Source organism: Pseudomonas sp. GW821-FHT09C08 (assembly GCF_059418125.1).
In genome coordinates, this window is sequence record NZ_JBWKPG010000007.1 from 242,720 (window position 1) to 256,428 (window position 13,709).

The 13,709-nt window shown below is 61.0% G+C and carries 17 protein-coding genes; 13 read left to right on the plus strand and 4 right to left on the minus strand.

Features of this window, described 5'->3' with window-relative positions; all coding sequences use genetic code 11:
- On the minus strand, nucleotides 1-525 hold the full coding sequence (locus tag AC07OJ_RS23830) for a KdsC family phosphatase (RefSeq protein WP_034118123.1): 525 nt from the start codon (nucleotides 523-525) through the stop codon (nucleotides 1-3).
- Nucleotides 526-1,500 carry a KpsF/GutQ family sugar-phosphate isomerase gene (locus AC07OJ_RS23835; protein ID WP_065900727.1) on the minus strand — a complete coding sequence of 325 codons (975 nt, stop codon included), beginning with the start codon at nucleotides 1,498-1,500 and terminating at the stop codon, nucleotides 526-528.
- Between the two features lie 311 nt (nucleotides 1,501-1,811).
- Here AC07OJ_RS23835 and AC07OJ_RS23840 point away from each other — a divergent pair, with 311 nt between their 5' ends.
- The 10 genes from AC07OJ_RS23840 to hisC all read left to right on the plus strand — a co-directional run bounded on the left by AC07OJ_RS23840 (nucleotide 1,812) and on the right by hisC (nucleotide 9,867).
- Nucleotides 1,812-2,621, plus strand: a complete 810-nt coding sequence (locus tag AC07OJ_RS23840; protein WP_065900728.1) for an ATP-binding cassette domain-containing protein — start codon at nucleotides 1,812-1,814, stop codon at nucleotides 2,619-2,621.
- Nucleotides 2,621-3,418 carry a lipid asymmetry maintenance ABC transporter permease subunit MlaE gene (gene mlaE, locus AC07OJ_RS23845; RefSeq protein WP_060754952.1) on the plus strand — a complete coding sequence of 266 codons (798 nt, stop codon included), beginning with the start codon at nucleotides 2,621-2,623 and terminating at the stop codon, nucleotides 3,416-3,418. Before AC07OJ_RS23840 ends, mlaE begins: the two co-directional genes overlap by 1 nt.
- A complete protein-coding gene (gene mlaD / locus AC07OJ_RS23850) occupies nucleotides 3,418-3,885 on the plus strand; it encodes an outer membrane lipid asymmetry maintenance protein MlaD (RefSeq protein ID WP_003171814.1) in 468 nt (155 codons plus the stop codon). The genes mlaE and mlaD overlap by 1 nt, the downstream gene beginning before the upstream one ends.
- Before the next feature lie 11 nt (nucleotides 3,886-3,896).
- Entirely contained in the window at nucleotides 3,897-4,544 is a 648-nt protein-coding gene (locus AC07OJ_RS23855) for an MlaC/ttg2D family ABC transporter substrate-binding protein (protein WP_065900730.1), read from the plus strand.
- On the plus strand, nucleotides 4,541-4,846 hold the full coding sequence (locus tag AC07OJ_RS23860) for an STAS domain-containing protein (RefSeq protein ID WP_106805143.1): 306 nt from the start codon (nucleotides 4,541-4,543) through the stop codon (nucleotides 4,844-4,846). The genes AC07OJ_RS23855 and AC07OJ_RS23860 overlap by 4 nt, the downstream gene beginning before the upstream one ends.
- A gap of 114 nt (nucleotides 4,847-4,960) precedes the next feature.
- Nucleotides 4,961-5,200: a BolA family protein gene (locus tag AC07OJ_RS23865; RefSeq protein ID WP_017845972.1), complete on the plus strand. Its 240-nt coding sequence runs from the start codon at nucleotides 4,961-4,963 to the stop codon at nucleotides 5,198-5,200.
- 23 nt (nucleotides 5,201-5,223) lie between these two features.
- On the plus strand, nucleotides 5,224-6,489 hold the full coding sequence (murA, locus tag AC07OJ_RS23870; protein WP_065900737.1) for a UDP-N-acetylglucosamine 1-carboxyvinyltransferase: 1,266 nt from the start codon (nucleotides 5,224-5,226) through the stop codon (nucleotides 6,487-6,489).
- A 232-nt stretch (nucleotides 6,490-6,721) separates the two neighbouring features.
- Nucleotides 6,722-7,357, plus strand: a complete 636-nt coding sequence (hisG, locus tag AC07OJ_RS23875) for an ATP phosphoribosyltransferase (RefSeq protein WP_003188599.1) — start codon at nucleotides 6,722-6,724, stop codon at nucleotides 7,355-7,357.
- 128 nt (nucleotides 7,358-7,485) lie between these two features.
- Nucleotides 7,486-8,811, plus strand: coding sequence for a histidinol dehydrogenase (hisD, locus tag AC07OJ_RS23880; RefSeq protein WP_065900740.1), 1,326 nt, complete (start codon nucleotides 7,486-7,488; stop codon nucleotides 8,809-8,811).
- Between the two features lie 3 nt (nucleotides 8,812-8,814).
- On the plus strand, nucleotides 8,815-9,867 hold the full coding sequence (gene hisC / locus AC07OJ_RS23885) for a histidinol-phosphate transaminase (RefSeq protein ID WP_495095310.1): 1,053 nt from the start codon (nucleotides 8,815-8,817) through the stop codon (nucleotides 9,865-9,867).
- Between the two features lie 130 nt (nucleotides 9,868-9,997).
- Here hisC and AC07OJ_RS23890 read toward each other — a convergent pair whose 3' ends face one another.
- Both AC07OJ_RS23890 and upp read right to left on the minus strand, forming a co-directional pair.
- Complete coding sequence (locus AC07OJ_RS23890; RefSeq protein ID WP_058422983.1) at nucleotides 9,998-11,272, minus strand: uracil-xanthine permease family protein; 1,275 nt, start codon at nucleotides 11,270-11,272, stop codon at nucleotides 9,998-10,000.
- Nucleotides 11,273-11,274: 2 nt separating this feature from the next.
- Entirely contained in the window at nucleotides 11,275-11,913 is a 639-nt protein-coding gene (gene upp / locus AC07OJ_RS23895) for a uracil phosphoribosyltransferase (RefSeq protein WP_024073483.1), read from the minus strand.
- A 164-nt stretch (nucleotides 11,914-12,077) separates the two neighbouring features.
- On the opposite strand from upp, the gene AC07OJ_RS23900 reads away from it, so the two are divergent.
- From AC07OJ_RS23900 to AC07OJ_RS23910, 3 genes are read left to right on the plus strand one after another with little or no spacing between them, the layout of a single operon-like run.
- The gene (locus AC07OJ_RS23900; protein ID WP_025856323.1) at nucleotides 12,078-12,635 is read left to right on the plus strand and encodes a hypoxanthine-guanine phosphoribosyltransferase; all 558 of its coding nucleotides are present in this window, start codon (nucleotides 12,078-12,080) and stop codon (nucleotides 12,633-12,635) included.
- A gap of 3 nt (nucleotides 12,636-12,638) precedes the next feature.
- On the plus strand, nucleotides 12,639-13,106 hold the full coding sequence (locus tag AC07OJ_RS23905; protein WP_065900744.1) for a WbuC family cupin fold metalloprotein: 468 nt from the start codon (nucleotides 12,639-12,641) through the stop codon (nucleotides 13,104-13,106).
- Nucleotides 13,107-13,141: 35 nt separating this feature from the next.
- Nucleotides 13,142-13,630 carry a hypothetical protein gene (locus AC07OJ_RS23910; protein ID WP_495095311.1) on the plus strand — a complete coding sequence of 163 codons (489 nt, stop codon included), beginning with the start codon at nucleotides 13,142-13,144 and terminating at the stop codon, nucleotides 13,628-13,630.
- The last annotated feature ends 79 nt before the right edge of the window (nucleotides 13,631-13,709 follow it).

The window sequence follows — 13,709 nt, forward strand, 5'->3', positions numbered from 1 at the left end:
CTATAAGTAGGCGGCGTGGGCCGCTTCAAGGCTGCCCTGGGCACGCAGGATCAGCTCGCAGAACTCGCGGGCGGCACCTTCGCCACCACGCGCGGTGGTGATGCCATGGGCGTGCTCGCGGACAAAGGCCGCCGCATTGGCGACGGCCATGCCCAGGCCCACTCGGCGAATGACCGGCAGGTCAGGCAGGTCATCGCCCAAGTAGGCGACCTGCTCATAGCTTAGGTTGAGTTGGCCAAGAAGCTCGTCCAGGACCACCAGTTTATCCTCGCGGCCCTGATACAGGTGAGGAATCCCCAGGTTTTGTGCGCGGCGTTCCACAACGGGAGTCTTTCTGCCGCTGATAATCGCGGTTTGCACGCCCGCTGCCATCAGCATCTTGATGCCTTGGCCGTCGAGGGTGTTGAACGTCTTGAATTCGCTGCCGTCTTCGAGGAAGTACAGGCGGCCATCGGTCAGCACGCCGTCAACGTCGAAAATCGCGAGCTTGATGTTTTTGCCGCGTTGCAACAGGTCGCTGGTCATTTACATCACTCCTGCACGCAGCAAGTCGTGCATGTTCAGGGCGCCGATCGGGCGGTCGTCGGCATTGACCACCACCAGTGCGCCAATCTTGTGGTCTTCCATGATCTTCAGGGCTTCGGCGGCCAGCATGTCAGGGCGCGCGGTCTTGCCATGGGGTGTCATCACGGCATCGATGGTCGCTGTATGGATGTCGATGGTGCGGTCCAGGGTGCGGCGCAGGTCGCCGTCGGTGAAGACCCCGGCCAGGCGCCCGTCGGCTTCCAGGATGACCGTCATGCCCAGGCCCTTGCGGGTCATTTCCATCAGCGCGTCCTTCAGCAGAGTGCCGCGCGGGACGTGGGGCAATTCATCGCCCGAATGCATGACGTTTTCCACTTTGAGCAGCAGGCGCCGGCCCAGGGCGCCGCCTGGGTGGGAAAATGCGAAGTCTTCCGCGGTAAAACCACGTGCTTCGAGCAATGCCACGGCGAGCGCATCGCCCATCACCAGGGCCGCGGTGGTGGAGGAGGTCGGCGCCAGGTTCAGCGGGCAGGCTTCATGGGCCACGTGAACATTGAGGTTCACTTCGGCGGCCTTGGCCAGCGTCGACTCCGGGTTGCCGGTGATGCTGATCATCTGGATGCCGAGGCGCTTGATCAGCGGCAGCAGGGTCACGATTTCGTTGGTGGTGCCGGAGTTGGACAGTGCCAGGATGATGTCATCCTTGGTGATCATGCCCATGTCGCCGTGGCTGGCTTCGGCCGGGTGCACGAAAAATGCGGTGGTCCCGGTGCTGGCCAGGGTCGCGGCGATCTTGTTGCCGACGTGACCCGATTTGCCCATGCCGACCACGACAACGCGGCCCTTGCTGGCCAGAATCATCTCGCAAGCGCGTACGAAATCCGCGTCGATATGCGCCAGCAAGCCTTCCACGGCTTCAAGCTCTAGGCGGATGGTGCGTTGTGCGGATTGAATAAGGTCGCTGGATTGGCTCATGTCTGAAATCGTATAGCCTGACGAAAAGTCGGCGATTATAACGGTAATGATCGATTCCCTCACGCAAGTTCGTCAGGCTTTATTCACCTGATGCCTGAGATTCCTTCTTCAGTAACACAGCCGGCAACGTTTTTTCGCTGTCCCCAATCTGAACAAGCGCAGTTCCGGCCTTGGGCGCGTTGTACCAGCAGTGATATAGTTCGCCGCCAGTTCGGTCCGCCCAGCCCATGTGGCTATCAATTGCGCAATCGTTGCAAACGTTTGTCGCAAGCGTGGTGTCTGAGTGAGAGGCTGCATCCCAAGGAGTTTAGATGAGTGCCGATAACGCCTACGCGGTCGAGCTGAAGGGACTGACCTTCAAGCGCGGGACGCGCAGCATCTTTGAGAACGTCGATATTCGCATTCCCCGCGGCAAGGTCACGGGCATCATGGGGCCTTCCGGTTGCGGCAAGACCACCCTGTTGCGCCTGATGGGCATGCAATTGCGTCCCAGCGCCGGCGAAGTGTGGGTCAACGGCCAGAATCTGCCGACGCTGTCGCGCAGCGATCTGTTCGATGCGCGCAAGCACATGGGGGTGCTGTTCCAGAGCGGCGCGCTGTTCACCGACCTCGATGTGTTCGAGAACGTGGCCTTTCCGCTGCGGGTGCATACGCAGCTGTCTGACGAAATGATTCGTGACATCGTGTTGCTGAAGCTGCAGGCCGTCGGCCTTCGCGGTGCCATCGACCTGATGCCCGACGAACTGTCCGGCGGCATGAAGCGCCGGGTCGCCCTGGCGCGCGCGATTGCCCTCGATCCGCAGATCCTCATGTACGACGAGCCCTTCGTCGGCCAGGACCCGATCGCCATGGGGGTGCTGGTACGCCTGATTCGCCTGCTCAACGACGCCCTCGGCATCACCAGCATCGTGGTGTCCCACGACCTTGCAGAAACCGCGAGCATTGCCGATTACCTCTATGTAGTTGGCGATGGCCAGGTACTGGGCCAGGGCACGCCAGAAGAACTGATGAACGCAGACAATCCGCGCATTCGCCAATTCATGACCGGCGATCCCGATGGCCCGGTGCCTTTTCACTTTCCGGCAGCGGATTACCGCTCAGATCTTCTGGGGAAGCGCTGATGCGCAAGACATCTCTTATCGAAAAGGTCCGCCTTTTCGGTCGCTCCGGCATCGACATTGTCGAAGTCCTGGGCCGCTCGACGATTTTCCTGTTCCACGCCTTGCTCGGCCGCGGCGGCATCGGTGGCGGCTTTGGCCTGCTGGTCAAGCAACTGCATGCCGTGGGCGTCATGTCCCTGGTGATCATCGTGGTCTCCGGTGTGTTCATCGGCATGGTGCTGGCGCTGCAGGGCTTCAATATCCTCTCCAGCTACGGTTCGGAGCAGGCGGTAGGGCAGATGGTTGCCCTGACGTTGCTGCGTGAACTCGGGCCGGTGGTTACCGCGCTGCTGTTCGCGGGGCGTGCGGGTTCGGCGCTGACGGCTGAAATCGGCAACATGAAGTCCACCGAGCAGTTGTCCAGCCTGGAAATGATCGGCGTGGACCCGCTCAAGTACATTGTTGCCCCGCGCCTGTGGGCCGGCTTCATTTCCCTGCCATTGCTGGCGATGATCTTCAGCGTGGTGGGTATCTGGGGCGGTTCGTGGGTGGCGGTGGACTGGCTGGGCGTCTATGACGGTTCCTACTGGGCCAACATGCAGAACAGCGTGACCTTCAGCGGCGACGTGCTCAACGGCATCATAAAAAGCATCGTCTTCGCCTTTGTAGTGACCTGGATCGCCGTATTCCAAGGCTACGACTGTGAGCCCACTTCAGAAGGGATCAGTCGCGCCACCACCAAGACCGTTGTGTACGCCTCGCTGGCGGTACTGGGCCTTGACTTCATTTTGACCGCCTTGATGTTTGGAGATTTCTGATGCAAAACCGCACTGTGGAAATCGGTGTCGGCCTTTTCTTGCTGGCTGGCATCCTGGCTTTATTGTTGCTGGCCCTGCGAGTCAGTGGTCTTTCGGCGAGCCCCACCGCCGACACTTATAAACTTTACGCGTACTTCGACAATATCGCCGGTTTGACTGTCAGAGCTAAAGTGACCATGGCCGGTGTCACCATCGGCAAGGTCACGGCAATCGATCTGGATCGCGACAGCTTCACCGGTCGAGTGACGATGCAACTGGACAAGAAGGTAGATAATCTGCCGACCGACTCCACTGCATCTATCCTCACTGCGGGTCTGCTGGGCGAGAAGTACATCGGTGTCAGCGTGGGCGGGGAAACAGCCTTGCTCAAGGATGGCTCGACAATCCACGACACACAGTCGTCGTTGGTACTTGAAGACCTGATCGGTAAATTCCTGCTCAATACGGTCAATAAAGACGCCAAATGAGGAATCTGTACATGATCTCTACCTTGCGACGTGGCCTCCTGGTACTGCTGGCGGCGCTGCCGTTGATGGCTAACGCGGCGGGTTCTGCGCACGATCTGGTGCAGGACACGACCAACAAGATGCTGGCCGACCTGACTGCCCATAAAGAGCAGTACAAGCAGGATCCCAGCAAGTTCTACGACGCGCTCAACACCATCGTCGGCCCGGTTGTCGACGCCGAAGGTATTTCGCGCAGCATCATGACCGTCAAGTATTCGCGCAAGGCGACGCCTGCGCAGATGCAGACGTTCCAGGAAAACTTCAAGAAAGGCCTGTTCCAGTTCTACGGCAATGCACTGCTTGAGTACAACAACCAGGGCATCACCGTTGATCCAGCCAAGGATGAGTCGGGCGATCGCACCAGCGTTGGCATGACCGTCAAGGGCAACAACGGCGCGGTCTATCCTGTGCAGTACACCCTGGAGAAGGTCAACGGCGAGTGGAAACTGCGCAACGTGATCATCAACGGTATCAACATCGGCAAGCTGTTCCGTGACCAGTTCGCTGACGCGATGCAGCGCAATGGCAACGACCTGGACAAAACCATCAATGGTTGGGCCGGTGAAGTCGCCAAGGCCAAGGAAGAGACCGACAAAGCCGCCGGGAAGCCCGCGCAATGACCGAGTCGGCTGTTCGTCTCGGCGACGCTGGCGAGCTGTTCATCAGCGGCGTGCTGGATTACCGCACCGGGCCTGACCTGCGCAAGCAGGGCCAGGCGCTGATCAAGACCAGCACCGCGCCTGCACTGGTGCTGGATTGTTCGGCGGTGACCAAGTCCAGCAGTGTCGGTTTGTCGTTGCTGCTGTGCTTCATGCGCGATGCCGAGGCGGCCAAAAAGCCGGTCAGCATCCGTGCATTGCCCGAAGACATGCGTGAAATTGCCGAAGTTTCCGGTTTGACCGAACTGTTGGCGCATCCTTAATACACATTATTAAAGAAGCCCCCCGTCAGAGTCCTGCTATGCGGGGTTCGCAGGCGCGGGGCTTTTTTGTATGATGTGCGACCCGTGCGCACTGGGCGCCGATAGAGGTTGAGCATGCAGGCCCTAGAAGTTAAAAGCTTCCTTGAAGGAAAGCTGCCGGAAACGAACGTAGAAGTTGAAGGCGAAGGCTGCAACTTCCAGCTGAACGTGATTAGCGATGAACTGGCGGCATTGAGCCCGGTCAAGCGTCAACAGCAGGTCTATGCCCATTTGAACCCGTGGATCACCGATGGCAGCATCCACGCGGTCACTATGAAATTTTTCAGCCGCGCGGCCTGGGCCGAGCGCACCTGAGCCCCCAAGGCGTCGAGATTCTTATGGATAAATTGATTATTACCGGCGGTGCCCGCCTTGATGGCGAGATCCGCATCTCCGGTGCGAAAAACTCCGCCTTGCCGATCCTGGCAGCGACCCTGCTGTGCGATGGCCCGGTGACCGTGGCCAACCTGCCGCACCTGCATGACATCACCACCATGATCGAGCTGTTCGGTCGCATGGGCATTGAGCCGGTGATCGACGAGAAACTGGCCGTCGAAATCGACCCGCGCACCATCAAGACCCTGATCGCTCCGTACGAACTGGTGAAAACCATGCGTGCGTCGATCCTGGTGCTGGGCCCGATGGTTGCCCGTTTCGGCGAAGCTGAAGTAGCCCTGCCTGGCGGTTGCGCGATTGGCTCGCGTCCGGTTGACCTGCACATCCGTGGCCTCGAGGCCATGGGTGCAACCATCGACGTCGAAGGCGGCTACATCAAGGCCAAGGCGCCGGAAGGTGGCTTGCGCGGTGCCAATTTCTTCTTCGATACCGTCAGCGTGACCGGTACCGAGAACATCATGATGGCGGCTGCCCTGGCCAACGGTCGCAGCGTCCTGCAAAACGCCGCGCGCGAGCCGGAAGTGGTCGACCTGGCCAACTTCCTGATCGCCATGGGTGCCAACATCACCGGCGCCGGCACCGACACCATCACCATCGAAGGCGTCAAGCGCCTGCACTCTGCCACCTACAAGGTGATGCCGGACCGCATCGAGACCGGTACCTACCTGGTTGCCGCTGCCGTCACCGGTGGTCGCGTCAAGGTCAAGGACACTGATCCGACCATCCTTGAAGCCGTGCTGGAAAAACTCAAGGAAGCCGGTGCTGAAATCACCACCGGTGCCGACTGGATCGAGCTGAACATGCATGGCAAGCGGCCAAAAGCCGTGAACGTGCGTACCGCTCCGTACCCGGCGTTCCCGACCGACATGCAGGCGCAGTTCATCTCCCTGAACGCGATTGCCGAAGGTACCGGTGCCGTGATCGAGACCATCTTCGAAAACCGCTTCATGCACGTGTACGAACTGCACCGCATGGGCGCGAAGATCCAGGTCGAAGGCAACACCGCTATCGTTACCGGCACCGAGAAGCTCAAGGGCGCGCCAGTGATGGCGACCGACCTGCGCGCTTCGGCCAGCCTGGTGATCTCGGCGCTGATCGCCGAAGGTGACACGTTGATCGACCGCATCTACCACATCGACCGTGGTTACGAGTGCATCGAAGAAAAACTGCAGATGCTCGGCGCGAAAATCCGCCGCGTACCGGGCTAGTCCCGGCACTGCAAACACCTTCACTGTGGAGAGGGAGCTTGCTCCCGCTGGACTGCGCGGCAGTCCCATTTCCAGGGCCGCTTCGCGCCCCGGCGCGCGCAAGCGTCCTCGCCACGGGAAGGTGTTTGTTGTTAAATGGTTTGTTTCAAATCGGGGCTGTAATGGCCTCGATCTGTGTCTGGCGCCGTTTGTGACCGGACAGCAATAGCCTGATGAAGGACTGACGTTTCCCATGTTGACCATCGCACTGTCCAAGGGCCGCATCCTTGACGACACTTTGCCGCTTCTGGCTGAAGCGGGCATCGTGCCGACCGAGAATCCGGACAAGAGCCGCAAGCTGATCATCCCAACGACCCAGGACGACGTGCGCCTGTTGATCGTGCGGGCTACCGACGTGCCGACCTACGTTGAACATGGCGCGGCCGACCTGGGTGTCGCCGGCAAAGACGTGCTGATGGAATACGGTGGCCAGGGCCTGTACGAGCCGCTGGACCTGCGCATTGCCCTGTGCAAGCTGATGACGGCCGGCCGTGTCGGTGACGTCGAGCCCAAGGGTCGCCTGCGAGTGGCCACCAAGTTCGTCAACGTCGCCAAGCGTTACTACGCCGAGCAAGGCCGCCAGGTCGATATCATCAAGCTCTACGGCTCGATGGAGCTGGCGCCGCTGATTGGCCTCGCCGACAAGATCATCGACGTGGTCGACACCGGCAACACCCTGCGCGCCAACGGTTTGGAGCCGCAGGATTTCATTGCCGACATCAGCTCTCGCCTGATCGTCAACAAAGCCTCCATGAAAATGCAGCACGCCCGTATCCAGGCGTTGATCGACACCCTGCGCAAGGCAGTGGAGTCTCGACACCGCGGTTGACTCACCCGCGTAGCCGGAAGGCTGCGCCCGTCTATCCGCCTCATAGCCAGAATTCTCAGGTGCCCAAGCGGAAACGACTGCTAGTTTAGGGCGCCTGAGTTTTTGCCAATTCTATTGAGGCCCTCGCTATGACCACGTCCACTGCAATTGCCCGACTCAACGCTGCCGACCCGGATTTCGCCCATCATCTGGATCATCTGCTGAGCTGGGAAAGCGTGTCCGACGATTCGGTCAACCAGCGGGTGCTCGACATCATCAAGGCCGTGCGCGAACGCGGTGACGCGGCGTTGGTGGACTTCACCCGCCAGTTCGACGGCTTGGACGTGAAGTCCATGGCCGACCTGATCCTGCCGCGCGAACGCCTGGAGCTGGCCCTGACGCGCATCACTGCGCCGCAGCGCGAAGCCCTGGAAGTGGCCGCAGCGCGGGTGCGCAGCTACCACGAAAAACAGAAGCAGGATTCCTGGAGCTACACCGAAGCCGACGGTACCGTGCTGGGCCAGAAGGTCACGCCACTGGACCGTGCCGGCCTGTACGTGCCGGGCGGCAAGGCGTCGTACCCGTCGTCGGTGCTGATGAACGCGATCCCGGCCAAAGTGGCGGGCGTGACCGAAGTGGTCATGGTGGTACCGACCCCGCGCGGCGAAATCAACGAGCTGGTGCTGGCTGCGGCCTGCATCGCCGGGGTCGACCGCGTCTTCACCATCGGCGGCGCGCAGGCTGTTGCCGCCCTGGCCTACGGCACCGAGAGCGTGCCGAAGGTCGACAAGGTGGTCGGTCCGGGCAACATCTACGTCGCCACTGCCAAGCGCCACGTGTTTGGCCAGGTCGGTATCGACATGATCGCTGGCCCGTCGGAAATCCTCGTGGTGTGTGATGGCCAGACCGATCCGGACTGGATTGCCATGGACCTGTTCTCCCAGGCCGAGCACGACGAAGACGCCCAGGCGATCCTGGTCAGCCCCGACGCCGAATTCCTCGACAAGGTAGCCGCCAGCATCAATAAATTGCTGCCGACCATGGAGCGCGCCGAGATCATCGAGAAGTCGATCAATGGTCGTGGCGCGCTGATCCTGGTGCGTGACATGGAACAGGCTATCGAAGTCGCCAACCGCATTGCGCCGGAGCACCTGGAGCTGTCGGTTGCCGACCCACAAACCTGGCTGCCATCGATTCGTCATGCCGGTGCGATCTTCATGGGCCGCCACACCAGCGAAGCCCTGGGCGACTACTGCGCGGGCCCCAACCACGTGTTGCCGACCTCGGGCACCGCGCGTTTCTCGTCGCCGCTTGGGGTGTATGACTTCCAGAAGCGTTCGTCGATCATCTTCTGCTCGCCACAAGGCGCTTCCGAGCTGGGCAAGACCGCGTCGGTGCTGGCCCGTGGCGAATCCCTCAGCGCGCATGCTCGCAGCGCCGAATATCGCATCCTTGAAGACAAGCAGGGGAACTGAGACATGAGCAAATTCTGGAGCCCCTTCGTCAAGGACCTGGTGCCTTACGTGCCTGGCGAACAGCCCAAGCTGACCAAGCTGGTCAAGCTCAACACCAACGAAAACCCCTACGGCCCGTCGCCCAAGGCGCTCGCGGCGATGCAAGCCGAGTTGAACGACAACCTGCGCCTGTACCCGGACCCCAACAGCGACCTGCTCAAGCAGGCGGTGGCCAAGTATTACGGGATCGACGCCGGCAAGGTGTTCCTTGGCAACGGTTCCGACGAAGTCCTGGCGCACATCTTCCATGGCCTGTTCCAGCACGATCTGCCGCTGCTGTTCCCGGATATCAGCTACAGCTTCTATCCGGTCTACTGCGGCCTTTATGGCATCAAGTCCGCCCCGGTGCCGCTGGACGAGCAGTTCCAGATCCGCGTGTCGGACTACGCCAGGCCCAACGGCGGGATCATCTTCCCCAACCCGAACGCGCCGACCGGCTGCGTGCTGGCGCTGGACGCGGTGGAGCAGATCCTCAAGGCCAGCCCGGACTCGGTGGTGGTGGTCGATGAAGCCTATATCGACTTCGGCGGCGAAACCGCCATCAGCCTGGTGGACCGCTACCCGAACCTGCTGGTGACGCAGACCCTGTCCAAATCGCGCTCACTCGCCGGTTTGCGCGTGGGCCTGGCCGTGGGCCACCCGGACCTGATCGAAGCGCTGGAGCGGGTCAAGAACAGCTTCAACTCCTATCCGCTGGATCGCCTGGCGATTGTCGGCGCGGCGGCGGCGTTCGAGGACCGTGAGTACTTCGAGGCGACCTGCCGATTGGTTGTCGATAGCCGTAACAAGCTAGTCGCTCAATTGGAGGAGAAGGGTTTTGAGGTGTTGCCGTCGGCAGCCAACTTCATCTTTGCGCGTCACCCACGGCACGACGCGGCGGGTCTTGCCGACAAGGTGCGTGAGCAGGGCGTGATCGTGCGGCACTTCAAGCAGGAGCGGATTGCCCAGTTCCTGCGGATCAGCATCGGTACGCCGGAGCAGAACCAGGCGCTGATTGATGCGTTGGGCGAGCTCTAAGCCACACTGAGGCTTAAAAAAATGTGGGAGCGGGCTTGCTCGCGAAGGCGTTGTATCAGTCACATAGCTGTCGACTGACACTGCGCTTTCGCGAGCAAGCCCGCTCCCACATTTGGTTTTGCGGTGTTAGTTAGATCAACGGCTCATCAGATTTTTTGTTCTTCCAGCCATCGTTGCCCGGCAGCAGCAGGTTCAAGCCAATCGCTACCACCGCACACAGGGCGATGCCCTTGAGGCCGAAATCATCCGGGCCGGTGCCGGTACCGACCAGCACCCCGCCAATCCCGAACACCAGGGTCACCGACACAATCACCAGATTGCGCGCCTCACCCAGGTCGATCTTGTGGCGGATCAAGGTATTCATCCCCACCGCGGCAATCGAGCCGAACAGCAGGCACAGGATCCCGCCCATCACCGGCACCGGGATGCTTTGCAGCAGTGCGCCGAACTTGCCGATAAACGCCAGGCTGATGGCAAAGACCGCCGCCCAGGTCATGATTTTCGGGTTGTAGTTCTTGGTCAGCATCACTGCGCCGGTCACTTCGGCGTACGTGGTGTTCGGCGGGCCGCCAAACAGGCCGGCGGCCGTGGTGGCAATCCCGTCACCCAGCAGGGTGCGGTGCAGGCCGGGCTTCTTCAGGTAGTCGCGACCGGTCACGCTGCCCACTGCAATCACACCGCCGATATGTTCGATCGCCGGGGCCAGGGCTACCGGTACGATGAACAGGATCGCCTGCCAGTTGAACTCCGGCGCGGTGAAGTGGGGCAGGGCAAACCAAGGGGCGGCAGCGATTTTTGCCGTGTCGACCACGCCAAAGTAGAACGACATGGCAAACCCCACCAGCACGCCGGAGATGATCGGCACCAGGCGGAAAATGCCTTTGCCGAACACCGCCACGATCAAGGTGGTCAGCAGCGCCGGCATCGAGATCATCATCGCCGTCTGGTAATGGATCAGCTCGGCGCCGTCACCGGCCTTGCCCATCGCCATGTTGGCGGCGATCGGCGCCATGGCCAGGCCGATGGAGATGATCACCGGCCCGATCACCACGGGCGGGAGCAGCCGGTCAATGAAACCGGTGCCCTTGATCTTCACGGCGAGGCCGAGGAAGGTATAAACGAAGCCGGCCGCCATCACCCCGCCCATGGTCGCCGCAAGGCCGAACTGGCCCTTGGCGAGAATGATCGGCGTGATAAACGCAAAGCTCGATGCCAGGAATACCGGCACCTGACGCCCTGTAACCACCTGGAACAGCAACGTGCCCAGGCCTGCGGTAAACAGTGCGACGTTTGGATCAAGACCTGTGATCAGCGGCATCAACACCAGCGCGCCAAATGCTACGAAGAGCATCTGTGCGCCGGACAGGATCTGGCGCCAAAGCGGGTCGTTGAATTCATCCTGCATGCTCACGCGTCCTTCTGCTTGGTGCCGAAGATCTTGTCACCGGCATCGCCCAGGCCTGGGATGATGTAGCCGTGCTCGTTCAGGCGCTCATCGATGGAGGCGGTGTAGATCTGCACGTCCGGGTGCGCTTTCTCGACGGCAGCGATGCCTTCGGGAGCGGCCACCAGCACCATGGCGCGGATGTCCTTGCAACCGGCCTTTTTCAGCAGGTCGATGGTGGCAACCATGGAGCTGCCGGTGGCGAGCATCGGGTCGATGATCATGGCCAGGCGTTCGTTGATTTCCGGAACGAGTTTTTCCAGGTACGTGTGGGCCTGCAAGGTTTCTTCGTTGCGGGCCACGCCGACGGCGCTGACCTTGGCGCCCGGGATCAGGCTGAGCACGCCTTCGAGCATGCCGATACCGGCGCGCAGGATGGGCACCACGGTAATTTTCTTACCGGCGATTTTCTCCACCTGGACGGGACCGGCCCAACCGGGGATCTCGTAGCTTTCCAGGGGCAAATCCTTGGTGGCTTCGTAAGTGAGCAGCGCTCCGACTTCCTGAGCAAGCTCACGGAAATTCTTCGTGCTAATGTCGGCACGGCGCATAAGGCCGAGTTTGTGTCGGATCAGCGGGTGGCGGATCTCGCGAGTGGGCATGGGAAAGGCTCCGGCGGCGGGCAAAAAAACCGGCCTAGATTAATCTATCCGAGGGTGTTGTCCTATAGACATCAAGTACGTTAGTCCATAAAGGCTTGAACGTTGCGCCTCACATGCGTACCTTTGCCCGCTTTTCTTGCCACAGCACCCCCTTGGAGAGCGCCATGTCCGCTGATCTCGAGCATATCCGTCAAATCATGCGCGAGGCTGACTGCCTGTACACCGAAGCGCAAGTCGAAGAAGCGATCGCCAAGGTCGGCGCACACATCACTCGCGAGATGGCCGACACCAACCCGGTAGTCTTCTGCGTGATGAACGGCGGGCTGATCTTCGCCGGCAAACTGCTCACTCACCTGCAGTTCCCGCTGGAAGCGTCCTACCTGCACGCCACGCGCTATCGCAACGAAACCAGCGGTGGTGACCTGTTCTGGAAAGCCAAGCCGGAAGTCTCGTTCATCGACCGTGACGTGCTGATCATCGACGACATCCTCGACGAAGGTCACACCCTGGGCGCGATCATCGACTTCTGCAAACACGCCGGCGCACGCAAGGTGCACACCGCCGTGCTGATCGACAAAGACCATGACCGCAAGGCCCGCCCGGACCTGAAAGCCGATTACGTCGGCCTGCCATGCATCGACCGTTACATATTCGGTTACGGCATGGACTACAAAGGCTACTGGCGCAATGCCAACGGGATTTTCGCCGTCAAGGGGATGTGATTGATGACCCGCTTTCTGGATCAGACGCTGTTCGCCGAATTGACCGAGAAAGCGGCCGCCAGCCCGCGTGGCCGGCACCATCACAACTTCCATCAGATGGACGAGCCCTGCCATCGCCTGGCCGTGGGCCTGCAGCCCGACACCTATGTGCCGCCGCATCGGCACCTGAGCGCCGACAAGGCGGAAACCCTGCTGGTGCTCCAGGGTAGCCTGGGCCTGCTGGTGTTCAGCGACACCGGTGAAGTCATTGCCAAGCGCGTGATGCAGGCGGGCAGCGCGTGTGCCGGTGTCGACCTGCCGCCAGGGGTGTTCCACGGCTTGGTGGTGCTGGCACCGGATACAGTGATGTTCGAGTGCAAAGCCGGGCCTTATCGGCCGGTGGGCGAGGGCGAATCAGCCAGTTGGGCGCCCCGCGAGGGCGATGTCGGCGTGGTCGAGTATCAGCGCTGGATGCTTGCCCAGTTCGATTGAGCTACAGTGCTGGGCCATCTCCCATGGAGCGGCCCATGAGCCTGTTGATACGCACCTGCGCCGCCCTGGCGCTGACCCTCAGTTTGCCCCTGGCCGCCGCGCCTGCGCCGATGCACAGTCAGTTCCTGCCGTCGGACGACCTTACCCTGCGCGCTGAGACGCCCGACCAGCAGCAGTTGCTGCAAGTCACTGAATACGCGGTGGTGGTCGGCAACCAGCGTCAATCCAACCAGCAACCGATCCCGGTGACTTCGCCGCTGATGATCCGCCTCAAGGGCAAGCCCCTGAACAAGGGCGCGACCATCGCCCAGGTGGTGCTCAACTTCGACGCCGAAAGCAAAAGCCTGAAAAAGCCGGCATACGACGACAAGAGCAAAACCTTGACGTTGTCCTACCCGGTGGCCCAGTACCGCGTGATCGTCGACCTGCTGCGCAATGACGCGGTGTATGTGCAATTCCTCAGTTATGCCAATGGGCATATCTGGGCGGACTTGCACACCGGTGTCGTTCGTTCCAGGCAGTGACAGCGCTGCAGAACACATGTGGGAGTTGGCTTGCCTGCGATGCAGCCAACTCGACCTGTCAGTAAAACCGCGGCGACAC

Bases quoted from the DNA above. Each gene is read 5' to 3' on its own strand.
- mlaE (WP_060754952.1), top strand. From the start codon at position 2,621: ATGCGCAAGACATCTCTTATCGAAAAGGTCCGCCTTTTCGGTCGCTCC.
- AC07OJ_RS23890 (WP_058422983.1), bottom strand. From the start codon at position 11,272: ATGCAGGATGAATTCAACGACCCGCTTTGGCGCCAGATCCTGTCCGGC.
- hisG (WP_003188599.1), top strand. From the start codon at position 6,722: ATGTTGACCATCGCACTGTCCAAGGGCCGCATCCTTGACGACACTTTG.
- AC07OJ_RS23830 (WP_034118123.1), bottom strand. From the start codon at position 525: ATGACCAGCGACCTGTTGCAACGCGGCAAAAACATCAAGCTCGCGATT.
- hisD (WP_065900740.1), top strand. From the start codon at position 7,486: ATGACCACGTCCACTGCAATTGCCCGACTCAACGCTGCCGACCCGGAT.
- mlaD (WP_003171814.1), top strand. From the start codon at position 3,418: ATGCAAAACCGCACTGTGGAAATCGGTGTCGGCCTTTTCTTGCTGGCT.
- AC07OJ_RS23835 (WP_065900727.1), bottom strand. From the start codon at position 1,500: ATGAGCCAATCCAGCGACCTTATTCAATCCGCACAACGCACCATCCGC.
- upp (WP_024073483.1), bottom strand. From the start codon at position 11,913: ATGCCCACTCGCGAGATCCGCCACCCGCTGATCCGACACAAACTCGGC.
- murA (WP_065900737.1), top strand. From the start codon at position 5,224: ATGGATAAATTGATTATTACCGGCGGTGCCCGCCTTGATGGCGAGATC.
- AC07OJ_RS23840 (WP_065900728.1), top strand. From the start codon at position 1,812: ATGAGTGCCGATAACGCCTACGCGGTCGAGCTGAAGGGACTGACCTTC.
- AC07OJ_RS23865 (WP_017845972.1), top strand. From the start codon at position 4,961: ATGCAGGCCCTAGAAGTTAAAAGCTTCCTTGAAGGAAAGCTGCCGGAA.
- AC07OJ_RS23905 (WP_065900744.1), top strand. From the start codon at position 12,639: ATGACCCGCTTTCTGGATCAGACGCTGTTCGCCGAATTGACCGAGAAA.
- AC07OJ_RS23855 (WP_065900730.1), top strand. From the start codon at position 3,897: ATGATCTCTACCTTGCGACGTGGCCTCCTGGTACTGCTGGCGGCGCTG.
- hisC (WP_495095310.1), top strand. From the start codon at position 8,815: ATGAGCAAATTCTGGAGCCCCTTCGTCAAGGACCTGGTGCCTTACGTG.
- AC07OJ_RS23910 (WP_495095311.1), top strand. From the start codon at position 13,142: ATGAGCCTGTTGATACGCACCTGCGCCGCCCTGGCGCTGACCCTCAGT.
- AC07OJ_RS23900 (WP_025856323.1), top strand. From the start codon at position 12,078: ATGTCCGCTGATCTCGAGCATATCCGTCAAATCATGCGCGAGGCTGAC.
- AC07OJ_RS23860 (WP_106805143.1), top strand. From the start codon at position 4,541: ATGACCGAGTCGGCTGTTCGTCTCGGCGACGCTGGCGAGCTGTTCATC.